Origin of the sequence: Streptococcus constellatus (assembly GCF_902167705.1) — a bacterium.
Classification (GTDB): domain Bacteria; phylum Bacillota; class Bacilli; order Lactobacillales; family Streptococcaceae; genus Streptococcus; species Streptococcus constellatus_A.
Genome location: NZ_CABHMZ010000006.1, coordinates 38,576 through 61,101 on the forward strand (window position 1 = coordinate 38,576; position 22,526 = coordinate 61,101).

A 22,526-nucleotide genomic window follows, 5' to 3' on the forward strand; every position below is an offset into this window, starting at 1 on the left:
ATGTTAAAGGATCTTAAAGAGTTTTTGCTCCGCGGTAATGTAATTGATTTAGCAGTCGGTGTTATCATTGCCAATGCTTTTGGAGCTATTGTTACTTCACTTATCGGAGATGTTATCACTCCTTTGTTTCTCAATCCAGCTTTAAAAGCTGCTGGTGTAGAACAAATTGCTGGTCTAAAATGGAATGGAATTGCATATGGCAACTTCTTAAGTGCTGTTATCAATTTCCTCGTCATCGGAACGGTACTCTTCTTTATCGTCAAATCTGTTGAAAAAGCACAAAACCTTACTAAAAAAGAAGATACTGTTGAAGAACCGGCAAAACCAACTGAATTAGAAGTGCTTCAAGAAATCAAAGCCTTGCTTGAAAAGAAATAGAGGTTTGGGAAAAATTAAGAGATTGTAAGAGTTTGGGAAAATTTTTATCCCAGACTCTTTTCTTTTGAAATAGCCACAAAAAAACAGGACTTCAATCCTGCTTTTTCTTTTATTAGAATTTTTTACGTTTACGAGCTGCTTCTGATTTACGTTTACGTTTTACAGAAGGTTTTTCATAGAATTCACGTTTGCGTGTTTCTTGAAGAGTACCAGCTTTAGTAACCGCACGTTTGAAACGACGAAGAGCATCGTCAAGGGATTCATTCTTGCGTACTACGGTTTTTGACATTTTTTTCACTCCCTTCAAGCTTAAAATCTTTTAAATTTTATCATATTAAAATACACTTGTCAAGTCTTAGAAATTAGGAGAATATGGTAAACTTTTGTAGAACAAGCAATATGTATTAACTTAAAAGAGAGTTGATTTTTAGCAAATTTTCCAAAAAATCTGCCAACTACTTCATTCTGTAATCTAGGCTGCAAATTTATCGAATTTGTTCAAAATGCAAATGAACTGCGATATGATCGCCATAGCCGTTCCGATCTAAATCACGTTGCAAGCGGTAGGAAATATAATGTTCGGCAATAGTGATATAACCAGCACCTAGCAGACGATTTTCTACCATAGATTGGATCATACTGATAGTAGCTCGTTCAACACCAGCTTCCTCCAGATCCAACACTACTTTTTTAGTTACAAGCGCTAAATTTTGACGTAGATCATCTGTCAAAACATAGACTGTTTGTGCCGCTTTCAGAATAGCTTGATAAATTTTATCTGGATTAAAATCAGTAACTTCTCCATTACGTTTGATAACTTGCATGGGAAACTCCTTTACACTTAGTTAGTTTTGTGTACTTAGTACAGTAAAAACATTATACTATTTTTCCACCAATTCTCAAAACGATAGATACTGTGGGAGAGTTGGTAGACAAAAGCTGCGGTTTTCAATGCTTGCTTTTGATTATTTTGATTAAAAAAAGACAAACACTCAAAAACAGAGTTGTTTGTCTTTGGGAAGAAAGATTAGATTTTTTCTAAAATCTTCAATTATTTAATCTTCGTTATTTCTTTTACGACGGCGAGCACTAGCTAGAGTTCCCAAACCAAGTAGCAAACCTAATGCAGCAACCTGATCTGCTTTAGTACCTGTAGCAGGCAGAACTTTTTGACCAGTATTTTGTTGTCTAACTAACAATGGTTTTGGTTGGTAAGTTCTGGATAAGTGTAAGTTTTGTACTTCTCCGCCTGTTTCTTTTTGAGCCTTCGGAGGAAGTTGACTTCTCAATTGCTCATAGTTTTCTTGTAACTTGGTATAAATTGAACGAGAAATCTCTAGTTTTGCTTCTTCATCTTTTAACGTTTTAACCTTAGCAGCATAGTCAGCTTGTGCAGCTTGAAGAGCCTTTTGAGCTGCTTCCAGTGCTTGTGGTGCATTTTGTAATTTTTCCAAGTTATCTTGTGCTCCTTTTAGCTTGGTTTGACTAGTTTGCAAAGCGTCTTTTGCCTTGGCAACATTTAATTCTGCTGTAATTAAGACTTTCTTGAGTGCTGCTAATTTATTTTTAGCAGCTTCTAGTAATCCTTGTTCTTTTGCTAATGCTGCTTGTTTTGGTGCCAACTTGGATGCAATAGTTGCAGTTGCGCGCTTCAAAGCTGCTTCTTTTGTCACAACATTTTGCTTCGCTTTTGTCAAAGCCGCTTCAGCTGTAATCACTCCAGCATTCGCAGTAGCAAGGGCAGCTGAACGATTCGCAGCCAACTTTTGAAGGTCTGCTAATTTTGCTTTTTGAATATTTAAAGTAGATACATAACCCGTTCTTTGAGCTTGCAACACGCCTAATTGACTCTTCGCTGCTGTTGCTTGTGCATTTGCGGCTCTTGCAGCACCAGCAAAATTACGGATTGCTTGCTCATACGCGTCTGCGCTAAGAAGAGTACCGTTGTTAACACGCGCATTAAAATTAGGTTCTCTATGAAATCCAACTTCAGACGTTCCATATACATTGCTGTATTGATTTGGAACTTGATCATATGCAGCTGAAATAGTGTTGGCTTGATTATCCATCATTTGAACGTAGTGACCAATTCGTGCAAAGACAGCAGCCCCCACTTTCATATAAATAGCGTTAGCATCAATTTTAGTTTCAGCGGTTGGAAGACCATATTGTGCAGCGATTTGCTGATATAGAGCTTTCTCACTATGCCAGAAGTCAACGGCTCCTTTCGGAGTAAAACTAATCGCTACATTTTCATTTCCAAAATATTTGCCCATATGCCAATCTGCTCTTTCAAAATAAAGAGTTTGGACTTGGCTGGCTGGATTTTTATAAGGATCAATCAATAATTCTTTTAATCCAGCTTGTCTACGATAAGCATTGATAGCTCTAACCAATTCAATCGCTTTTAAATTATTTGCTAAAGTTGCTGGACTTGTTGCGTCAGAACCAACTGTAATACCATCTTCGCGTTTAGCTCTTTCATAAGTTGCTAGAGCTTCCGCAGCTGCATTACGAATCGCTTGGTTGGCTCCATTTGTTTTAGCGTGTTGTAAAAATTCACCATAGGTTGCCTTGTTTAAATCAACGTTTCTTCTATTGGTAGCTGACTGTTCAGCACGGGCTACTTCACCGGCTTTTTGATCGATAGCTGCTTGATTTTCTGCAACTTTTTGCTCACTTTGCTTGACTTGTTCAGTCGCTGAATTGATTTCTTTAGGAAGATTAGCGATCTCTTCTTTCACTTTAGCAAGATTTTTTTGCTTTTCTGCCAAATTCTTTTCCGCTTGTTTTTCTTCTTCCTTTGCGCGGTTAAGGTCTTGTTCTTCATTGGCAACTGGAGCTTTAGCTGTGTCTAATTCGCGTTGTGCAACGTCAACAAGTGATTGTTGTCCTGCAACAACATTTTCTTGATCTTTAACAGCTTCTTTTGCCTCTGTTTCAGACTGTTCTGCTTCTTGAACCTTATTTTCCTCTGTTGTAACCGTCTTCTCTGATGTCGCCACTTCTTCTTTTGCGGTTTCAATAACTTCTGGAGTTGCTGCTTTCTTTTCTGCCTCAGCATTTGCAACAGCTTTTTCGCTATCTGCTACCGCTTCCTTTGAAGCGTTAGCGTTATCTTTCGCTTGATTTACAACTTTCTGTTGAACATCTGTTTGAACTTTCGCAGCATTTACTTCTAATTTTGCCGATTGAACGTCTGATTCTGTAACTGGTTTGGTAATTTTTTCAGATGTCTTCGGCTCAGTAGATTGTGTTTTTACTTCTTCGGCATTTACTTGATGTGATAAACTACCCGAAATAATAGTGGTTGCTGCTAAACCGGTCGCAACTACTGATTTTTTAATTTTTCTCTCCATTAGACGGCCTCCTAATATACTTGCTACCTTTCATTATAAACTATTTCAACCCAAATTACAATTCCACTAATGTATTACGCAGATAACTATTTCGTTAAATTTCTTTTACATCAATTATTGCTAGGGAGAAATCCATGAGGTAATCCTACACAATACAACTTATCATTTCCTGATTGTAAAAGATTTCAAAATACGCTACAATAGAGAAAATTTCTTCTGTATGGGGACAGTTAAGATGCCAAAATCTAAATATCAATGTATCGTAGATCAGATTAGCCAGGATATTAAAAGTGGGAAATTGTCCAAGGGACAAAAGATTCCTTCCATTCGTCAACTGGCAGACGACTATCACTGTAGCAAAGACACAGCCCAGAAAGCGCTGATAGAGTTGAAATATCAAAAGTATATCTATGCAGTTCCTAAAAGTGGCTACTATGTGTTGGAAAATAATCTGGAAGACCAGCAGGACATGGAGCTAATCGTCAGAGATGACCATTACCAAATTTATGAAGACTTTCGACTTTGTCTTAATGAAACGCTGATTGGACGAGAAAATTATCTTTTTAACTACTACTCACAGCAGGAAGGGTTAGAGGATTTGCGACAATCTGTCCAGCAGTTGCTTCTGGATTCAGCTATCTACACATCTGCTGATAAAATTGTTCTGACATCTGGTACCCAGCAAGCTCTTTATATTCTTTCACAAATTGCTTTTCCAAACGAAAAGCATGAAATTCTAGTGGAGCAGCCGACCTATCATCGGATAAATGATTTGCTAACTGCGCAAAAAATTCCTTATCAAACAATTGAGCGAACCCCTGAAGGGATTGATTTAGAAGAATTGGAACGAATTTTCCAGTCGGGAAATATCAAATTTTTCTATACTATCCCACGCTTTCACTACCCCTTAGGGCATTCTTACAGTCGAAAGGAAAAGGAAGAAATCGTTCGTCTCGCTCAGCTTTATGATGTTTATATCATAGAAGATGATTATTTGGCTGACTTTGACAGTAAGCGCGAACTGACCTTCCATTACTTGGACGACAGCCAGCATGTCATCTATATCAAGTCTTTTTCTACCAGCCTCTTTCCTGCCCTTCGGATAACAGCTCTGCTATTTCCTCCAGTCATTCAACCCACTTTTATCGCCTATAAAAAGGCGGTAGACTACGACAGCAATCTCATCATGCAGAAAGCTTTATCGCTTTATATTGACAATCTCATGTTTGAAAAAAATCGTCTTTCTCTGCTCAATCAGCAAGAAAAAGAATTGACGAGAGCTAGAAAACTTTTAAGCCAAAATCAGCTCAAACTTCCTTACTTTCTCAATAGGGATGGTATTTTACTAGATCTACGTGGACTTAAATCTATCAGTTCCCTCAAACATAGCAATCTGCCATTGGATTTTTTTGAAGCGAGCTATATACAGGATTGCCCTTATCAATATGCAAAAATTAAGTATGAAGATTTAGAAAAAGTCTTACAACATTTAAATGAATATTTATAAAAAGGAGTCGAAACTCCTTTTTTAAGACTTTACTCTTTTTCCATCATTCCAGCCTGCAACTGATACATTTTATAATAAGTTCCCTTAAGCGCTAGAAGCTCCTCGTGTGTGCCAGATTCGATGATACGCCCCTGCTCCATAACATAAATGCAATTAGCGTCCTGAATGGTAGACAGCCGATGGGCAATGGCAATCGTCGTTCGGCCTTGACGCATTTTTTTCAGCGAAGTTTGGATAAGTTCTTCAGTCTCCGAATCAATATTAGCAGTTGCTTCGTCTAAAATCAAAATTTTGGGCTTGGTAGCGATTGTTCTCGCAAAAGCCAATAGTTGTCTTTGCCCACTTGAAAAAGTCGCACCTCGCTCGGTTACTGGACTGTCATATCCTGCAGGAAGCTGACTAATGAAGTCATGAGCATCCACAAATTTAGCAGCTTCTACAATATCCTCTCGGCTCATATTTTCCTGATACATTTGGATATTAGAAGCAATGGTACCATGATAAAGGAAGGGAGCTTGAAGAACTAAACCAATATTGCGACGCAGTTCAGCTTGGCTGTAATCCTTAATGTTTTGATCATCAATTAAAATTTCTCCCCTTTCAAATTCATAAAAACGCAGAAAGAGATTGATGATGGAAGACTTGCCTGAGCCCGTCGCACCGACAAAGGCGATTGTTCCCCCCTGCTTAACTGAAAATGAAATATCTTTCAGAACATCACGCTTGCCGTCATAAGAAAAGGAAACATGACGAAATTCAATATTCCCAGCTGTAATTTCCAATGGAAGATTAGCCTGCTTAGGCTCATAGTCTCTACGGTCTATGATTGCAAAAACACGATCTGCAGCCACCATAGATGTCTGCAAAACAGAGTAATTTTGCATCAAATCAATCAGAGGATTAAAAAGTTGATTGACATATTGGATAAAAGCGTACATGACCCCAGCTGTCACTCCTGCAACCTGCCAAGTAAAACCAAAGTAAGCTAAAATAACTGCATAAGCTAAAATTTTCAGCAAAGACATAGCTGGACGGAGAAAAAGGCTATTGATATTGAGATAGCGAACTGTATACTCCAAATGCTCCCCGTTAATCGCTTCAAATTCATTTATTAGACGCTTTTCCTGACCAAATGCCTGAATAATTCGCATTCCCTCAATACTTTCAGAAAGTTTGACATTCAAATCGCTCAGTTTGCTTCGGACGAGTTTGAGGAGACGATTAGATAAGCGTTGATAAAGTAAAATGGAGCCCAGCATGACTGGTAAAAAGAATACAATAAGTCCTGTCAAGCGCCAATTCAAGGTAAACATTGTCACTACTGTTACAACAAGAATAAAAATGGAACTTAGAAAACTCGAAAATATGCTACTAAACATATCTGCTACCGCTTGTGTGTCATTCGTCAAACGAGAGACAATCGCTCCTGCAGCCGTTTGATCAAAATAAGACATACGTAGCCTCTCAATATTTTCAAAACTCTCCTGACGCAAATCGCGAACAATGCTATATGCCACACGAGCAAAAGAATACTGTCCCAAGAAAGTAAATAGCACCCTCAAAAGAAAGAGAGCATAATAGAGAATTAGAATATAAAATCCCGCCATAATCTGATGACGACTGATAAAATGATCAATGAAATATCGAGCCAAAAGTGGTAAAGCTGTCGTCACTAAAGTTGTCGCAAAGATAAAAGCAAGCGCCAAAATGCTCACCCATTTATAACGCCACATATAAGTCAGAAGGCGATGAAAAGTTGCTTGTTTTTTCATGATTACTCCTCCTTCAGACTTTCTGCCAGTTGTTGGTTGTGATAAGTATGCGCATACCAACCATTTTGAGCCAGCAATTCTTGGTGAGTGCCTCGTTCTTTGATTTGTCCATTCTCCATCACCAAAATCAAATCTGCATGAACAATTGCTGACAGCCGATGAGCAGTAATAATAGTTGTTTTACCGTCTCTTTCTCCCTTAAGATTTTCCAAAATCAAATGCTCTGTTTTAGCATCAACAGCAGATAAAGAATCATCCAAGATTAAAATATCTGGTTTCAGAACGAGCGCTCGACTCATTGCTAAACGTTGCTTTTGGCCTCCTGAAAGCGATACTCCGCGTTCACCGACAATTGTCTGAAAGCCTTCTGGCATGGCAATAATATCCTCATAAAGACCACAAAGTTTACTAGCTTGAATCACTTCGTCTTCTGACAAGTCTGGATTTGCAAAACGAATATTGTCCGCAATCGACATCGCAAAAAGAATCTGCTCTTGTGGCACGTAGCCAATCAAACTCCGCAAATCATTTAAGCTATAATCTCGGATATCATGATTATTTAGATAAATAGAACCTTCCTGAATATCCTGTTCTCGCATGAGCAGGCGTAACAGTGTTGTTTTACCAGAACCTGTTTGTCCGACAATTCCTAATGTCTGTCCTTTTTCTAAGGAAAAGCGAATATTTCTTAGAGTTGTTGCTTCTTCATAAGAAAAACGCTGAATATCATAGAGCAAACGGCCATTTTGTATAGGGAAAACGGGATTTTGGGTCTCTTTGACATCCGATTTTTCTGCCAACAATCGCTCAATCCGTTCATAAGACACCATTCCCCTCTGGCTAATGTTGAAGAGATAGCCCATCGCCTGTAAAGGCCATACCAGCATATCTAGATAAGTAATAAACGTCACTAATTCCCCAACTGTAAATTGCCCTCTAGAGATGAACATTCCCCCAAAAATCAAGGTTAACGCATAAGATAAGCCGATGAAAATTAGAACCATAGGGTCGAAAAGGGAATTGTATTTAGCGGCTAAAATATTTTTCTCATAGACATCCTGATTTGTCCTAGCAAAAGAGTGACTCTCTGCTTTTTGATAGCCAAACGATTTCGTCACTTTAATCCCTGAAACGCTTTCCTGTACCTTGTTATTCAAGTCAGAAAAGGCCTCCTGAGCCGCTTTAAAGCTCTCATGATTTTTTCGTCCAATTAAACTGGTTCCCCAAGAAAGAAATGGCAATGGCAGAATAGCAATCAAAGTCAAGCGCCAGTCTAAAACAAAAAACATAGTCAGCAGCGTTACCAGTGCTGTGATAGAAGCATCTACCGCCGACATGACACCCCCACCTGCCACACTGACAACTGCGTTAATATCATTCGTTGCATGCGCCATCAAATCTCCTGTTCGATATTTTTGATAAAAAGATGGTGCCATTTGGGTAAAGTGCTCAAAGAGTTGAGAACGCAAAAGTCGTCCCAAATGATTTGCCGTACCAAAAATATATAGACGCCAAAGATAACGCAGACCATACATAATAAAGGCCGCAGCAACCAAAAGTGAAAGATTTAAAAGCAACTGGTCTGACGTTAAATTTCGACTAGCAATACGGTCAATCACCACACCAATTACTCTTGGGGGAATTAAATTAAAAACACTAACCAAAGACAAGGCTAGAATTCCGATAATATAACGTTTTTTCTCCAGTTTGAAAAACCAGCCCAATTTTCTGATAAGATTCATACTCTCTCCTCTGCTATTACTGATTACCATTATACACTATTTTGTGTATTTACCGGTAAAAATAAAACACAGCTAGCGCAACCTAACTGTGTTCCTCATTTCTTTTGGGTCAATTCAAAGCTCTTATCCAAAAGGGAAAAAAGTTCTGTATCCGTCAAAGTATCATCCAAGGGTAGGCTCAGCCAATATTTTTTATTCATGTGAAATGCTGGATAAATTCCTGCTTTTTTAAGTAAATCAGCTACTTGATTGTTTTTGACATTAAGCACTTCTATTTGACCAGTTTTGCCATTTTCAAACTTCGACCAGTCTATCGTCATAAAAATACCATACCATTTTTTAGTATCCTGATGTCGAAAAACACCAGCATGAAGATTGCTATTTTTTGAAGAATTCTCCCAGAGATATTCAAGTCGTCCGTCATAGGTTCTTGCTACGTACTCCTTCAAGCGACTGCTCTGTTCATAAAGAAAGCCAACTTCCTCAAAACAGTTAGCTCGAATCGTCAAAAAAATTTCCTGACAGGCTTCACGGACTTGACCGACAAATTCACCCGTCATAGTCTCCATTTTGACCTGCACGTATTCATCACCAGTCTCTTGGTCAAACACTTGATAGTCCAGCTTCTCACCCTGCAATTTTAGCTGTAACAGAAATTCACCATTCATTATTTCCTGAGAATAAAGAAAACTATCACCTCTTTTTTCAAAACCAAATACCTGTAATTTTTCTGGATTTGCTTGGTATTTCTCAAATAAGTCTAACATGATCTTCACTTTCTAAAATACAATTTTGGTACCATGAAGTTGATTGACACCAAGCTTTGCAACAATTTCATCACGATTATCAAGCGTAATACCGCCTCCTGGTAAAATATCAATCCGACCAGCTGCATGATTTATCAATGTGTTTAACCAAGAAAAATGCTCTTGAACCGGCTCTTCTGCTAGTCCACCGTGAGTTAAAATCCGATGTACGCCATGTTCCATTAGCCAGTCCATTTCACTAAATTGATGTTCTCTTGGAATGGCGTCAAAAGCCATGTGAAAGACGACTTCCAGACCTTGCGAGGCTTCTAACAACTTTTCCATTTTTGGATAATCAATTTTATTAGCAGTTGTCAAAACACCAAAAACAAGTCCATGTGTCCCAGCGCTGCGCGCCTTTTGAATGTCTTCTAGCATGATGTCCATTTCTAAGTCATTGTATACAAAGTCTCCCCCGCGTGGACGAATCATCGTCATAATGGTCGCATTGTAAGGTTTGGCTAGCTCAACAGTCGCTTTTATGACACCGTAACTAGGTGTCGTTCCGCCAACTGCTAGATTATCACAAAGTTCAATCCGTCGAGCACCAGCCTGCATAGCTTTTTCCAAATTAGTCACATTTTCTGCACAAAATTCATAAATCATTTTTGACCTCTTCTATGTGAAAGTGTTTTCTTGCTTATTATAACATAATCACTAGTTATTCTTCAAAATCTTTCGCGACTCGCTGGCACCAATCCAACCATTTTTTCCTATAATCCGACTCAGACAAGATACGATTTTCTAAATCTTTTATCGTGAAAATTCCTTTTTCTTCACAAGCTTGAAGACAATAGCAATAGAAATCCCAATTCAAATCGTCCTCTTCTGCATAAACTGGAATCTCTTCAAAACCAGCTTGATAGGCTATAAATGCTCTGCTGTGACCATCAGTGAAAAAGATTTTTCCTTTCAATCGCTTAATTGGTAAAGGCTTTAAAGTGTTTATGTCCTTTATATCAAACCATGTCTGTACCTGCTCTAATTTCTTTTCAGAAAGATAAAATTGACTTGGTTGAATAGCTGAGAAAGGAAGCATCAAATCCAAAGCATAGTGATGCCCATTTTCAGTCTTTTCCAAAGGATAAAACCCTACTGACTCAAACATCTTCTTAGAAGCTTCATTATAATCATAGATTTCTTGAACATACAAGCGCTTATAGCCCAACTTACGCCCGCGTCCAATCAATGCCTGAACAACTGTCCTCCCGATTCCCTGACCACGATAAGCTGAATTGCCAATAACAATCGGTATGTCCTTTTGCCAAAAACTCACATCACCAATCGGCAGCCAGGTTGCATTTGTCAAAACCTCAATAAAATACACTTCTCCATGCTGAGTAAGATAGTCATACATTTTCTTGATTCGCTGAAGTGTGTAAGGCTCTCTACTCCCATCAATCAAACGAATTACCTCAGGGTCTTGATACCAAGAAAAGGCAAGATGAGCTTGTCCATCATACTTTCGCAAACGTAAGGAAGAATCAATGGAAATATACTCTGGTTGTTTCTTTACATCTATCATAATATTCTCCTCTTACTGACATTCTAACAGAAATTACACAGATTGTTTAGAAATTCTGTCCTATTCTACCCAAATTTTCTCTTGACATTATCTGTAAAAGCAGTAAACTATACTTATGTATATACAATAAATAGGAGAAAATTATGAAACCTAAAACAAAAAACCAATTTATAACTCTTACAGCTCTTTTAACTGCACTAGCTATTGTTATTCCGATGGTTATGCCTGCAAAAATTATTATTCCACCTGCTTCTTATACTTTAGCAAGCCACGTTCCCATCTTTTTAGCCATGTTTATCTCACCGTTGATGACTTTGGTCGTGATTCTAGGATCTACTTTCGGCTTTTTAGTGGCTGGTTATCCTATTGTCATCGTTCTTCGCGCTTTATCGCATCTATTTTTCGGATTGCTTGGTGCGCTTTATCTTAAAAAATATCCTAAAACTTTAGATAAACCAATCCAGACGTGGATTCTCAATATTGTTCTTGCTTTTGTTCATGCAATTGCTGAAGTTCTTGCTTGCCTCATCTTTTACGCCTCTACTTCTTTTCCGGCAAATATGTTTTACCTTCTTTTCATACTCGTAGGAGTTGGAACCATTATTCATAGTATCGTTGATTTTATCATCGCACAATTTATCTATAAAGCTCTACAAAAAATCCGCTAAATCTTGAATATTTAACGGATTTATTCTACAATAAATTTATGATAAAAAAAAGAAGAACTGATTTATTACAACTTTTAAAAAATGCGGAAACTCCTTTAAATGGTCAAATTCTAGCAGAAAAATTCAATGTTACGCGCCAAATTATTGTTCAAGATATTGCCGTTCTTCGAGCTGATGGTGCTCCTATTATTAGCACAAATCGGGGTTATATTTACAAAATGAACGATACTGTTAAATATTACCACCAGCTTTTTAAAGTCAAGCACACAATTGAAGATATCGAAACAGAATTGTTGGCAATCGTAGACAATGGCGGACGAGTCAAAAATATTATGGTGGAGCATCCCGTTTATGGGGAAATCCAAACGTATCTGAAATTAACTTGTCGCAGAGATGTCCAACATTTTATCCAACAAATTCATGAAAGTAATTTTCGAGGTTTATCTGAATTGACAGATGGCATTCATTATCATTTGGTTGAAGCCGATTCGCAGCAAGATTTAGATTATATCGAAAAAGCATTAGAAAACTTAGGTTTTCTAATGTAAAACATACACAAGTCATTTTAAGTATAGATTTCCAAAAATAGAGCCTAAGTGGCTCTATTTTATTTTTCATCAATAACAATTCTAACTTTTTTATCTTCGGTTGGAACAGAGTAAACAATCGTTCTTATCGCAGAAATTGTGCGACCTTTACGACCAATTACACGTCCAACATCGCTAGGATCAAGATCCAAATGATATTCCAAAAATTCTGGTGTATCTTCAATCTTGATAGTTAAAGCATCTGGTTGTGAAATCAAAGGTTTCACTATTGCAATAATAAGATTTTCAATCGTGTCCATAGTCAACCTGCAATTCTGTTATTTAGAGTATTTTGAATCGTGAAATTTCTTCATCACACCAGCTTTTGAAAGGATGTTGCGAACTGTATCAGAAGGTTGAGCACCTTTCGACAACCAGTCAAGAACACGATCTTCTTTCAAGGTCACTTGGTTTTCAGCAACAAGTGGATTATAAGTTCCGATTGTTTCAATGAAACGTCCATCACGTGGTGAACGTGAATCTGCTACGTTAATACGATAGTAAGGTTTTTTCTTAGAACCCATACGAGTTAAACGAATTTTAACTGCCATTTTTAAAATTTCTCTTTTCTCTTTTTATTTTTAGGTATAGCAGAGCTATTACCAACGTACTCTATCATATCACAAGTAAGAATAGGTGTCAAGAAAAAAACTTGACATCTTTAAATTTACCACTCTACAACTTCAAAGACTGTCGCTGTCAAATCTTCAACAAAAGAATCACTAACTTGACGACTATTTCCAGCTACAAGTCTCAAATTGCCAATATCTTCAATGTTGTAACTTTGACCGCTTGCATTGAAAATAATGAGATAATATTTCTCATCTTTCACCTCAAAAATAACAATCCCACTTCCTGAATGAGCTGAGTGCACAAAGACGTGCTGGTAAATGTCTTCGTAATGTTGATAAGAAAATTCTTTTGTCATAGTTTTTAAATGGATAATCTGTTTGATGTAATCAATACTTTCTTGGTGATCAGCTATCAAATCCCAATCCACCTGATTGACAATATCAGGAGCGTTGTAACTATTCATAGCACGCTCATGATCTTCCTGAATAGTTTGACCATTTTCTCCAGTTGCTATTAGCTTGCTACGTGAAAATTCCTGTCCTAGTTCCATAAAACTCATACCTTGCAACAGCAGATTCATCGCAGTCGCTAATTCAATCCGTTTAGTACGAGTCAAGTCATCATCATCTGGGTGTAGTTCCACTAACAAGTCATGCAAATTATAATTATCATGCGCTTCTACATAGTTCACAACTTGGTTTGGCGTCAGATAAGTCCCTAACTCATTGCTTCCTAATATTGCTTTCGCAATAATAGCCTCTGTTGCCTCTCCACTGACAAAACCAGCTTTTAAGCCACCGTAGACCTCTGCTCCTTTAATCGCATCACGTTCAGTATCATTGAAAAATCCGATATTTGATAATTCAAAAGCATTATCTTTCTTAGCTTTATCAAGAGGAAGCAATCCTGTTCCCATGTCCCATCCTTCTCCATAAGTCAGGATTCTCAGATCAATCTCATCTAACGCTTCTCGAATCTGACGCATGGTTTCAATGTCATGAATTCCCATCAAATCAAAACGAAAACCGTCAATATTATACTCTTTTACCCAATAAAGGAGCGAATCAATCATATATTTCCGGAACATCTCGTGCTCACTAGCTGTCTCGCTCCCTACACCTGTTCCGTTTTGGAAAGAGCCATCTGGATTCATTCGATAATAATAATCGGGCATTGTGGCTTGAAAAGGAGAATCATAGGTAGAATAAATATGGTTGTAGACAACGTCTATCACCACGGAAATGTCTGCATCGTGATAGGCTTGAATCATTGTTTTTAAGTCCCGCATGCCTTGAGATGGCTTTGTTGGATTTGTTGAAAAACTCGTTTCTGGAGCATTGTAATTTTGTGGATCATACCCCCAATTGTAGGTCACATTTCCATGCCAATCATACTCTTTGTGTCGATCAGAGATTGGCTGCAATTGTACAACATTGATACCTAAAGATTGGATATAATCAAATCCCGTCGCTTGACCAGATCGATTTTTAGTTCCTTTTTGACAAGCACCTAAAAAGGAACCTCGGTATTTTTTAGATACACCAGAACTACTAGACTTTGTCAAATCTCGCACATGCATTTCATAAATAACTGCCTGACAAGGATTATCCAAACGCCAAGTCGCTTGTTGGCCTTGTTTCACTTGAAAATGTTTTGGATTTCGCTCTGTAGGTGACAAAATGACAGAGCGTTTCCCGTCTTCAGTTGTTGCTTCGGCGTATGGGTCACGCGTCAATGTTTTGTGATGTTCAAACTCTAATTGATACTGATAAGCTCTATCTGCTAGATCATCTGAAATCACTCGAGACCAAATTCCGATTGTATTTTCAGAATGATCTTTTGAAAAATTTTTCCCTCTTTGTAAGTCATAAACTTTCCAGATTTTCGAGTGGTTACTACCATTCTTATACACCACTAATTGAACTTTTTTTGCAGTTGGTGCCCAAAGTTTAAATTCAGCTTTTTTACCATCATACCGACAACCTAGCCAACCTTGATAGCCCCAATGCTGATCAAAACGTTTGCTATCTAATGCCATATCAAAAGCATGAGGATCTTGCTTTGCATAATACGGACTAGTCATAGCAGCTTGTCGGGAATAATAAACTTGACTGTCTCCTTCAATAATCCAAATTTCCGTCACCAGATGAGGAGGTAATAACTGAATGGAATAATCAACCGACTGGTGAGACCAATCGATTGTTTTTACAATGACATGTACATATCCCAAAGCCTGATTACTCTTATACGATAAATTCCCTTGAATGCCAAAGTCATCTCTCTGAAAAAAAGAAGCCTCCTCTCCCCATTGATTCATTTGCCACTTCCACATATTGTAAGCAGCATAATTGTCTAACTGATTGTGGTAATGAATTAAGACACGATAGTCTAACATCTAATTCTCCTGATTATTTTTATTTTCTAATGACAAAGCGCTATCGCTAATCTCATCAATATTTGCAAAAAATTCTAAATGGTTATGAAGAACTTCTAACTCAACAGGAGTGTCTCCACCATATTCACCATCCAAATTCAACATAAATGGTGCTTTTTTATCTAAAACTTCTAATTTTAATTTACTTGTTTTTAAATATTCTACATTCGCATCAGTCACATGCTGTCCGCCATTGATGGCTTGAATCATTAAGCCCAGCATATCAAATAAGCGAGCAGTTTTCACTAAAATCAAGGTGAAATTTCCGTCATCTAACACCGTATCTGGCGCTAATTTTTCAAAACCACCGATTGAATTGGTTAAGGCAACAAAGATTAAAGAGACCTTGCCTTCAAACACACCGTGGTCGTGCTCAATATGTACTTTACGTAATTTAGATTTTGGCAGCATTTCCGCTCCCTTGGCTACATAAGCAAGATAACCAAGGCGCGATTTTACTTCACTTGGAACACTATATGTTAATTCTGTCAAAGTCCCTGCCGCAGCGATATTGATGAAATATTTTTTCCCATAAGCCTGACCAATATCCATTTTTATGGTTTGATCTTTTTCAATAATCCGAGCAGCTGCTACTGGATCTCCCATTGGAATTTTGAGAGCACGCGCATAGTCATTGGTTGTACCAGTAGGAATAAACGCCAACTTAGGACGGTTTTCCAAAGGTGCCACGCCATTAACCACTTCGTTAATTGTTCCATCGCCACCAGCTGCCACAATTAAATCAAATCCTGCTTTAGCCGCTCTCTCTGCTTCGTTTTGAGCTGATAAAGGAGCGGGCGTTGTCTGATAAGCACTTGTTTCATAACCCACATCTTCTAAAACGTCTAAAACTTCTGCGATATTTTTTTTAATAATTTCCTGACCAGAGGTCGGATTATAAATCAATCGTGCTCTTTTTCTAGCTGTTTCCATACAAACCTCTACAAGCTCTCAAGCCAAGATTCATCACGAATGTCAATGCCTAACTCTTGAGCTTTTATTAATTTACTTCCTGCATCTGCTCCAGCAACGACTAAACTCGTTTTTTTAGAAACAGAGCTCGTCACCTTTGCACCTAAACTTTCTAATTTTACTTTTGCTTCTGAACGATTCAATCGTTCTAATTTTCCTGTTAAGACAACGGTCAATCCAGAAAGAACTGCGTTTGCTGCAACTTTTTCACCTAAGTAAGCTAGATTAAGCCCTGCTTCTTTCAATTCTCTCAGTAGAATCTGCGATCCTTCCTGAGCAAAATAACTAGTCAAACTTTCTGCAATCACCATTCCTAGACTATCCAGTGCAACAATTTCTTCTCTTTCTGCTTTTGCTAATTGTTCCAAATCATGAAAATGCTCTAACAAAATCTGACTCGCTTTGCTTCCAACATGGCGAATGCCCAACCCAAATAGTAATTTCTCTGCTGAATTTTCTTTAGAAGCTTGAATAGCAGAGTACAACTTGTTAGCTGATTTTTCCTTAACATTCTCCAATTGTAACAAATCTTCGACAGTCAAGTGGTAAATGCCAGCCACATCTTTCACCAATTCCTGAGCAAATAATTTCTCCACCACTGCTGGTCCAAGCCCTGTGATATTCATGGCATCACGGCTCGCGAAATGAATCAACCCCTCCTTAATTTGTGCAGGACAGCGCGGATTGATACAGCGCAAAGCCACCTCATCTTCAAAGTGAATCAGCTCGCTGTTGCAACTTGGACAGTTCGTTGGAATCTCTAGTTGCTCTTCTGATTGGCGCCTGTTTTCAACCACTCGCAAAACAGCTGGAATGATATCACCCGCCTTATAAACGATAACTGTATCGTCTTTACGAATATCTTTTTCAGCAATGTAATCGACATTGTGCAGAGTTGCTCGACTGACGGTTGTCCCTGCTAATTTCACAGGTGTAAGATTAGCGGTCGGTGTAACCACTCCAGTTCGCCCAACCGTCCAATCAACCGATAAAAGCTGTGCTTCTTTTTCTTCCGCCGGAAATTTATAAGCAATCGCCCATTTAGGAGCTTTCACGGTAAAACCGAGCTCTTCTTGAACAGATAAATCATTTACCTTGATGACAACACCGTCAATATCATAAGGCAATTGCGCACGTTCGTGATTGATTTGCTCTATAAATCGCCATACTTCATCCATCGAATATGCCAAAATATGCCGTTCATTTACGCTAAAGCCATTTTTAGATAACTTATTTAAAACAGCTTCTTGAGTTGACACATCTGTTGGACTGGCTTCTTGATAAAGAAAAGTTGCTAGATTTCGCTTGGCAACAATTGCAGTATCCAACTGACGCAGCGTTCCTGCCGCTGCATTTCTCGGATTTGCAAATTCTGGCTCTCCATTTTCTTGACGCAGTTGATTCACTGCGTCAAAAGAACTACGTGGCATGTAACATTCACCACGAACTGTCAAATTTACAGCAGTTGGCAAAGTTAGCGGAATATCTTTCACCCTTTTTAAATTTTCTGTGATATTTTCTCCGACGGAGCCATCTCCCCGAGTGGCTCCTGCAACCAAAATGCCATTTTCATACATAAGAGAAATGGAGAGACCGTCAATTTTTAACTCACACAGATAACTCACCTTTGGAAAATCTTTGCGAATCCGTACATCAAATGCCTCTAACTCTTCACGTGAAAAAGCATCCTGCAAACTATATAGCGGATACTGATGTTGGTATTTTTCAAACCCTTCTAAAACCTTACCACCCACGCGATGAGTTGGGCTATCGGCCTGAACGAGCTCTGGGTATTGCTGTTCTAAATCTAACAATTCATGATATAACCTATCATATTCACTATCCGATACGCTTGGATTATCAGTTGTATAATATTCATGCGCATATTGATTTAGTAGATTCACTAGTTCTAACATTCTGTCTTTCATATTTCTATTTTATCATAAAACATACGATTCTACAGGATTATTACTGTTAATATCATAAAAAATTTAGACATATCAAATAAAACAGCATAAAAACAATGATGTCTAAATATTATAAGTATTTACTAGCTAAAATCTGCTGTATTTTTACAAATAATTTAATGAATTTTTTTGGTTAAAAAGCTAGAGCTAGCCTACAACTTCAAAAATTATAAATTCAAAATTTAATTGATAAAAAAAGATAAAAGAAGTAAAATATATATAGTTCATTTTCTTTTAATAAAGAAATAATCCAAACAATGTAGAGGAGGAATCTTATTGTGAATATTACAATTGCAGGTGCAGGTGCAATGGGCAGCCGGTTTGGTCTCATGTTGCATCAAGCGGGTCATAAGGTCATTTTAGTAGATGGTTGGGCAGACCATGTAAAAGCTATCCAAAAAAATGGCTTGCAGGCTAATTTTAATGGCGAGGAGCTTGTTGCGAAATTGCCAATTTATCTTCAAAACGAAGTAGAACCAACTTTGTCCAGTGATTTAATCATTTTATTTACTAAAGCAATGCAGTTAGAAGCAATGCTAACAGACATTCAGCCATTGATAAAAGAGCACACAAATGTTCTTTGTTTATTGAATGGAATTGGACATGAAGAAATCATTGAAAAATATGTTCCAAAAGAGCATATCATGATCGGAAATACTATGTGGACAGCAGGTATGGAAGGACCAGGTCGAGTGAAGTTATTCGGAAACGGAACTGTTGCACTGAAGAATCTCGTTTCAGATTCAAAAGCTAAACAAGCAGCTGATCACATTGTAGAAATCTTAAATTCTGCTGGATTGAACGCACAGTATTCTGAAAATATCTTGCACGCCATTTATAAAAAAGCCTGTGTAAACGGGACAATGAATGGTTTATGCACTATTTTACTTTCTAATATGGCAGATTTTGGTGACACCACTCCCGCTCATACGATTGTTGAACGCATTGTCAGCGAATTTGCGGCGGTTGCAAAATATGAAAATGTCGATTTGAATGTTGAGGAAACTGTAGATTACATCGAAAAAAATTGCTACAATCGAGATACAATCGGATTACATCACCCATCAATGTATCAAGATTTGAACGAGCATAATCGTCTGACAGAAATTGATTATATCAACGGAGCTGTCGTTCGAAAAGGGCAAAAGTATGGTGTACAAACCCCATATTGCTCCTTCTTAACAGAATTGGTTCACTGCAAAGAACAAATATTAGGCGCTAAATAGTTTGGAACCAGAAAGGGAAATTAGATGGAAACACAAGTACAAGAAAAGATGACAGCAAAAATCTTTGTCAATAAAGTATTGTCGGGAACGGCATTAGGAGTTATTATTGGTTTAATTCCAAACGCTGTTTTATCAGCTATTTTAAAATATTTCAGCACCGTGCCAATTGCACAGACCATTATTCATATCGCTGTTATCTTCCAATTAGCTACACCATTGATTATCGGTGGGTTAATCGCTTTGCAATTTGGATTTAAACCCATGCAGATGATGGTCACTGCAGGAGCTGCTTTTGTAGCTTCAGGTGTCGTCACTTTCAATACTGAACTTGGAAAATATGTGGGAGCTGGCACAGGAGACCTAATTAACACCATGTTAACAGCAGCTATCGCAGTTGGCATGCTTATGTTAATCAAAGATCGATTTGGTTCAACAGCTGTGGTAGCTATGCCAATTGTCGTCGGGGTAGGTGTAGCCTTGATTGGCTTACTGCTCTTGCCATTTGTTAAACAAATTACAACTGGCATTGGAGTGGTTATCAATGAATTTACACACTTACAACCGCTATTGATGTCTATTTTAATTTGTTGTTCATTTGCCTTTATTATCATTTCTCCAATCTCAACCGTTGCCATTGGTTTAGCCATTCAATTAAATGGAATTTCAGCCGGAGCTTCAGCAATGGGCGTGGCAGCTACAGCCGTTGCTTTAGTTGTTCACTCTTGGAAAGTGAATAATTCAGGGGTGACTTTAGCTATTGCTTTGGGAGCTATGAAATTGATGATGCCAAACGTCTTTAAATATCCAATTATTTTAGTTCCGTGTTTGACAACAGCCGTTATATCCGCTATCCCGGTAGCTCTTTTCTCAGTCAGTGGAACAGCTCAATCAGCAGGTTTTGGTCTCGTAGGTTTGGTGGGACCATTAGCCTCTATTGATGCAGGATTAAATATAGCTTTAGCAGTTGTTGTATGGCTCATTGTTCCAATCCTTGCAGCTCTTGCAAGTAAAATTGTTTTTGAAAAAATCTTGAAACTATATGACTCTTCTGTTGTATTTAAATTCCAAGACTAATAAAAAATCTGTCGAAGATTCGACAGATTTTTTATTAGTCTGCTATTCAAAGCATTTATTTCCCCAAGTCAATCCGCTTATTTAGCTTGTCCATTAAAATTCCACCAATAATGAGTGAAACAAACTCTCCAATTGCCGTTGTAAACCATGTAAAAAGAAACGGGGCTTTCGCAACAAAATATAACTCTGCGGCAATTGTAATCATTGAAAATGAAAAGAAAATCGCAAAATAAAAGAAAGCTTTATTGATCAATCCGTTAAACAAATATTCGTTCATGTATTTTCTAAAGAAATACACACCCAAGCTCAAAAAGACCAAGGTTGATCCGCCACCAACAAAGACATCAATGATTCCAAAACTAAACAAATTAGCAATCATACAGCCCAGTGTGACCCCAATGATGTACTTGGGTTTATAAAAAGCCATAAAATTCATCATTTCAGAAATCCGAAATTGGTAGGCACCATAGCTAATAGCATTCAGGGGCGGTGTCATTGTTAGAGCGACATAAATCGCAGCAACGAGAGCAATCTGAGCCATATCGCGAATAGTAAATTTTTCCATGTTTTCTCCTTTGGCGGCTATAACCGCGTATAATATGCTTGGCGAAAGGAAACTAAGCGCCAAGGGCTGCATTGAGAACATTAATACAGCTTTTCAAGTATAGCACAATTTTAGAAATTATGATAGACTGAACGTATGAAAAAATGTATAAAATCTTTCTTTGACAATGAAATTTTATCTTACCTGTTTTTTGGATTGGCTACCACGATTGTTGCTATCATCACACGCATACTCTATTATGCATTGAGTAACAACGAACTATTGGCGACCGCCTTAGGAAATATCGCTGGTATCCTCTTTGCTTTTGTAACAAACGATACGATTGTTTTTAAACAAGAAAGAAAGGGTTGGTTCTCTCGTTTTATCAAGTTTGTTGTTGCGCGACTCTCTACCTTTTTATTGGATATGGGACTCACACTCGTTTTCGTTACTACTTTTCCTGCTATTATTGGTCAATTTGTCCACAATGACATTAAAACGGTCAACACTATTGAAACTTTGCTTGCTCAAATTATTATTATTGTGCTCAATTATGTTTTCAGTAAAATCTTTGTATTTAAAAATAAATCAAAGAAATAAAAAACAAACCTACTCAAAATGGTGGCTTGTTTTTAATCCCAAAGAGCTTTGAAGCTCTTTTTTATGTGATAAATTGTAAAATATAGTTCAACAAAAAATCTCATAGCGTTTCATTGGTGTAAACTGTAAGTAACCACACAAACAGAACCCGAGGAAAAACTATGAGCTACTCCCATCTTACCATAACCGACCGAATAAAGATAGAAACCTACTTGGAATTAGGTTTAAAACCTTGCCAAATTGCAAGTAAACTTGGCGTCCATAAGTCTACCATTTCAAGAGAGTTAAGACGATGTCAAAATGGTTATTCCGCAGTCTTAGCACAGGAACAGTACGACCACAGGGCTAAGCAAAAAGGTCGGAAGTCTTGTTTAACACCAAAGTTGAAAAAGGAAATTGAGAACGGTTTAAAATCCTCCTGGTCGCCTGAACAGATTTGTGGGCGCTATCAGCTTGAACAAAAGCCAATGGTAGCTTTTAAAACCATCTATAACTGGCTCTATGCTGGTTTGATTGATCTGGATTTAAGCGTCCTCCGTCGTAAAGGAAGAACTCGACAACCCAAAGAAACACGTGGGACATTTAGGATTGGCACGCCGATTGCCAAACGTCCTAAAGAGGTTCGGAATCGTGAAACTTTTGGCCACTGGGAGCTTGATACTGTAGTGTCTTCCAGAGGCAAAAGCAAGGGGTGTTTAGCGACTTTTCTAGAGCGAAAAACTCGTTTTTACTTAGCCTTCAAGATACCAGATAGAACAGCCAAAGCCATGTTTTCAGCTTCCGATCTACTTT

At 37.9% G+C, this 22,526-nt stretch carries 22 protein-coding genes and 1 riboswitch; of the genes, 8 read left to right on the plus strand and 14 right to left on the minus strand.

Annotated elements, in window-relative coordinates; translation table 11 throughout:
• Positions 1 to 378, plus strand: coding sequence for a large conductance mechanosensitive channel protein MscL (mscL, locus tag FQ204_RS01820; RefSeq protein ID WP_144207871.1), 378 nt, complete (start codon positions 1 to 3; stop codon positions 376 to 378).
• Positions 379 to 490: 112 nt separating this feature from the next.
• Here mscL and rpsU read toward each other — a convergent pair whose 3' ends face one another.
• The 3 genes from rpsU to FQ204_RS01835 form a co-directional block, all read right to left on the minus strand.
• Positions 491 to 667, minus strand: a complete 177-nt coding sequence (gene rpsU / locus FQ204_RS01825) for a 30S ribosomal protein S21 (RefSeq protein WP_000048054.1) — start codon at positions 665 to 667, stop codon at positions 491 to 493.
• A 196-nt stretch (positions 668 to 863) separates the two neighbouring features.
• Entirely contained in the window at positions 864 to 1,202 is a 339-nt protein-coding gene (locus FQ204_RS01830; RefSeq protein WP_003024641.1) for an ATP cone domain-containing protein, read from the minus strand.
• A 231-nt stretch (positions 1,203 to 1,433) separates the two neighbouring features.
• Entirely contained in the window at positions 1,434 to 3,737 is a 2,304-nt protein-coding gene (locus tag FQ204_RS01835; RefSeq protein WP_144207874.1) for a CAP domain-containing protein, read from the minus strand.
• Between the two features lie 220 nt (positions 3,738 to 3,957).
• On the opposite strand from FQ204_RS01835, the gene FQ204_RS01840 reads away from it, so the two are divergent.
• Positions 3,958 to 5,244, plus strand: coding sequence for a PLP-dependent aminotransferase family protein (locus tag FQ204_RS01840; RefSeq protein ID WP_144207877.1), 1,287 nt, complete (start codon positions 3,958 to 3,960; stop codon positions 5,242 to 5,244).
• A gap of 29 nt (positions 5,245 to 5,273) precedes the next feature.
• On the opposite strand, the gene FQ204_RS01845 is transcribed toward FQ204_RS01840, so the two are convergent.
• From FQ204_RS01845 to FQ204_RS01865, 5 genes are all read right to left on the minus strand, one after another.
• The gene (locus tag FQ204_RS01845; RefSeq protein ID WP_144207880.1) at positions 5,274 to 7,016 is read right to left on the minus strand and encodes an ABC transporter ATP-binding protein; all 1,743 of its coding nucleotides are present in this window, start codon (positions 7,014 to 7,016) and stop codon (positions 5,274 to 5,276) included.
• A gap of 2 nt (positions 7,017 to 7,018) precedes the next feature.
• The gene (locus FQ204_RS01850) at positions 7,019 to 8,758 is read right to left on the minus strand and encodes an ABC transporter ATP-binding protein (protein WP_144207883.1); all 1,740 of its coding nucleotides are present in this window, start codon (positions 8,756 to 8,758) and stop codon (positions 7,019 to 7,021) included.
• Between the two features lie 95 nt (positions 8,759 to 8,853).
• Positions 8,854 to 9,525, minus strand: a complete 672-nt coding sequence (locus FQ204_RS01855) for an MmcQ/YjbR family DNA-binding protein (protein WP_144207886.1) — start codon at positions 9,523 to 9,525, stop codon at positions 8,854 to 8,856.
• Positions 9,526 to 9,537: 12 nt separating this feature from the next.
• The gene (locus tag FQ204_RS01860) at positions 9,538 to 10,170 is read right to left on the minus strand and encodes a copper homeostasis protein CutC (protein ID WP_144207889.1); all 633 of its coding nucleotides are present in this window, start codon (positions 10,168 to 10,170) and stop codon (positions 9,538 to 9,540) included.
• Positions 10,171 to 10,225: 55 nt separating this feature from the next.
• Positions 10,226 to 11,089 carry a GNAT family N-acetyltransferase gene (locus FQ204_RS01865; protein WP_144207892.1) on the minus strand — a complete coding sequence of 288 codons (864 nt, stop codon included), beginning with the start codon at positions 11,087 to 11,089 and terminating at the stop codon, positions 10,226 to 10,228.
• A gap of 143 nt (positions 11,090 to 11,232) precedes the next feature.
• On the opposite strand from FQ204_RS01865, the gene FQ204_RS01870 reads away from it, so the two are divergent.
• Positions 11,233 to 11,757, plus strand: coding sequence for an ECF transporter S component (locus tag FQ204_RS01870; protein WP_144207895.1), 525 nt, complete (start codon positions 11,233 to 11,235; stop codon positions 11,755 to 11,757).
• Between the two features lie 38 nt (positions 11,758 to 11,795).
• Complete coding sequence (locus FQ204_RS01875) at positions 11,796 to 12,305, plus strand: transcription repressor NadR (protein WP_058669512.1); 510 nt, start codon at positions 11,796 to 11,798, stop codon at positions 12,303 to 12,305.
• A 59-nt stretch (positions 12,306 to 12,364) separates the two neighbouring features.
• On the opposite strand, the gene kphA is transcribed toward FQ204_RS01875, so the two are convergent.
• The 5 genes from kphA to ligA all read right to left on the minus strand — a co-directional run bounded on the left by kphA (position 12,365) and on the right by ligA (position 18,251).
• Positions 12,365 to 12,604, minus strand: a complete 240-nt coding sequence (gene kphA / locus FQ204_RS01880) for an RNA-binding protein KphA (RefSeq protein WP_003001620.1) — start codon at positions 12,602 to 12,604, stop codon at positions 12,365 to 12,367.
• An 18-nt stretch (positions 12,605 to 12,622) separates the two neighbouring features.
• Positions 12,623 to 12,895 (minus strand): 30S ribosomal protein S16, encoded by a 273-nt coding sequence (gene rpsP, locus FQ204_RS01885; protein ID WP_003034395.1) that lies wholly within the window; start codon positions 12,893 to 12,895, stop codon positions 12,623 to 12,625.
• A 116-nt stretch (positions 12,896 to 13,011) separates the two neighbouring features.
• Positions 13,012 to 15,312 (minus strand): type I pullulanase, encoded by a 2,301-nt coding sequence (gene pulA, locus FQ204_RS01890; RefSeq protein WP_144207898.1) that lies wholly within the window; start codon positions 15,310 to 15,312, stop codon positions 13,012 to 13,014.
• A complete protein-coding gene (locus tag FQ204_RS01895) occupies positions 15,313 to 16,284 on the minus strand; it encodes a diacylglycerol kinase family lipid kinase (RefSeq protein WP_006269514.1) in 972 nt (323 codons plus the stop codon).
• Between the two features lie 8 nt (positions 16,285 to 16,292).
• Positions 16,293 to 18,251, minus strand: a complete 1,959-nt coding sequence (gene ligA / locus FQ204_RS01900; protein WP_039677074.1) for an NAD-dependent DNA ligase LigA — start codon at positions 18,249 to 18,251, stop codon at positions 16,293 to 16,295.
• Between the two features lie 317 nt (positions 18,252 to 18,568).
• Between ligA and FQ204_RS01905 the strand changes: the two genes are divergently transcribed.
• Together FQ204_RS01905 and FQ204_RS01910 are read left to right on the plus strand one after the other, a co-directional pair.
• Positions 18,569 to 19,516, plus strand: a complete 948-nt coding sequence (locus FQ204_RS01905) for a 2-dehydropantoate 2-reductase (protein WP_039677073.1) — start codon at positions 18,569 to 18,571, stop codon at positions 19,514 to 19,516.
• Positions 19,517 to 19,540: 24 nt separating this feature from the next.
• Positions 19,541 to 20,590 carry a PTS sugar transporter subunit IIC gene (locus FQ204_RS01910; RefSeq protein ID WP_144207901.1) on the plus strand — a complete coding sequence of 350 codons (1,050 nt, stop codon included), beginning with the start codon at positions 19,541 to 19,543 and terminating at the stop codon, positions 20,588 to 20,590.
• A gap of 55 nt (positions 20,591 to 20,645) precedes the next feature.
• On the opposite strand, the gene FQ204_RS01915 is transcribed toward FQ204_RS01910, so the two are convergent.
• A complete protein-coding gene (locus FQ204_RS01915) occupies positions 20,646 to 21,155 on the minus strand; it encodes a QueT transporter family protein (RefSeq protein ID WP_003034511.1) in 510 nt (169 codons plus the stop codon).
• Positions 21,153 to 21,262: riboswitch (PreQ1 riboswitch) on the minus strand. It overlaps the preceding gene by 3 nt.
• A 28-nt stretch (positions 21,263 to 21,290) precedes the next feature.
• On the opposite strand from FQ204_RS01915, the gene FQ204_RS01920 reads away from it, so the two are divergent.
• Positions 21,291 to 21,734, plus strand: a complete 444-nt coding sequence (locus FQ204_RS01920) for a GtrA family protein (RefSeq protein ID WP_003034433.1) — start codon at positions 21,291 to 21,293, stop codon at positions 21,732 to 21,734.
• Positions 21,735 to 21,895: 161 nt separating this feature from the next.
• On the plus strand, positions 21,896 to 22,526 hold a 631-nt coding region (locus FQ204_RS01925), incomplete at its 3' end, for an IS30 family transposase (protein ID WP_144207905.1).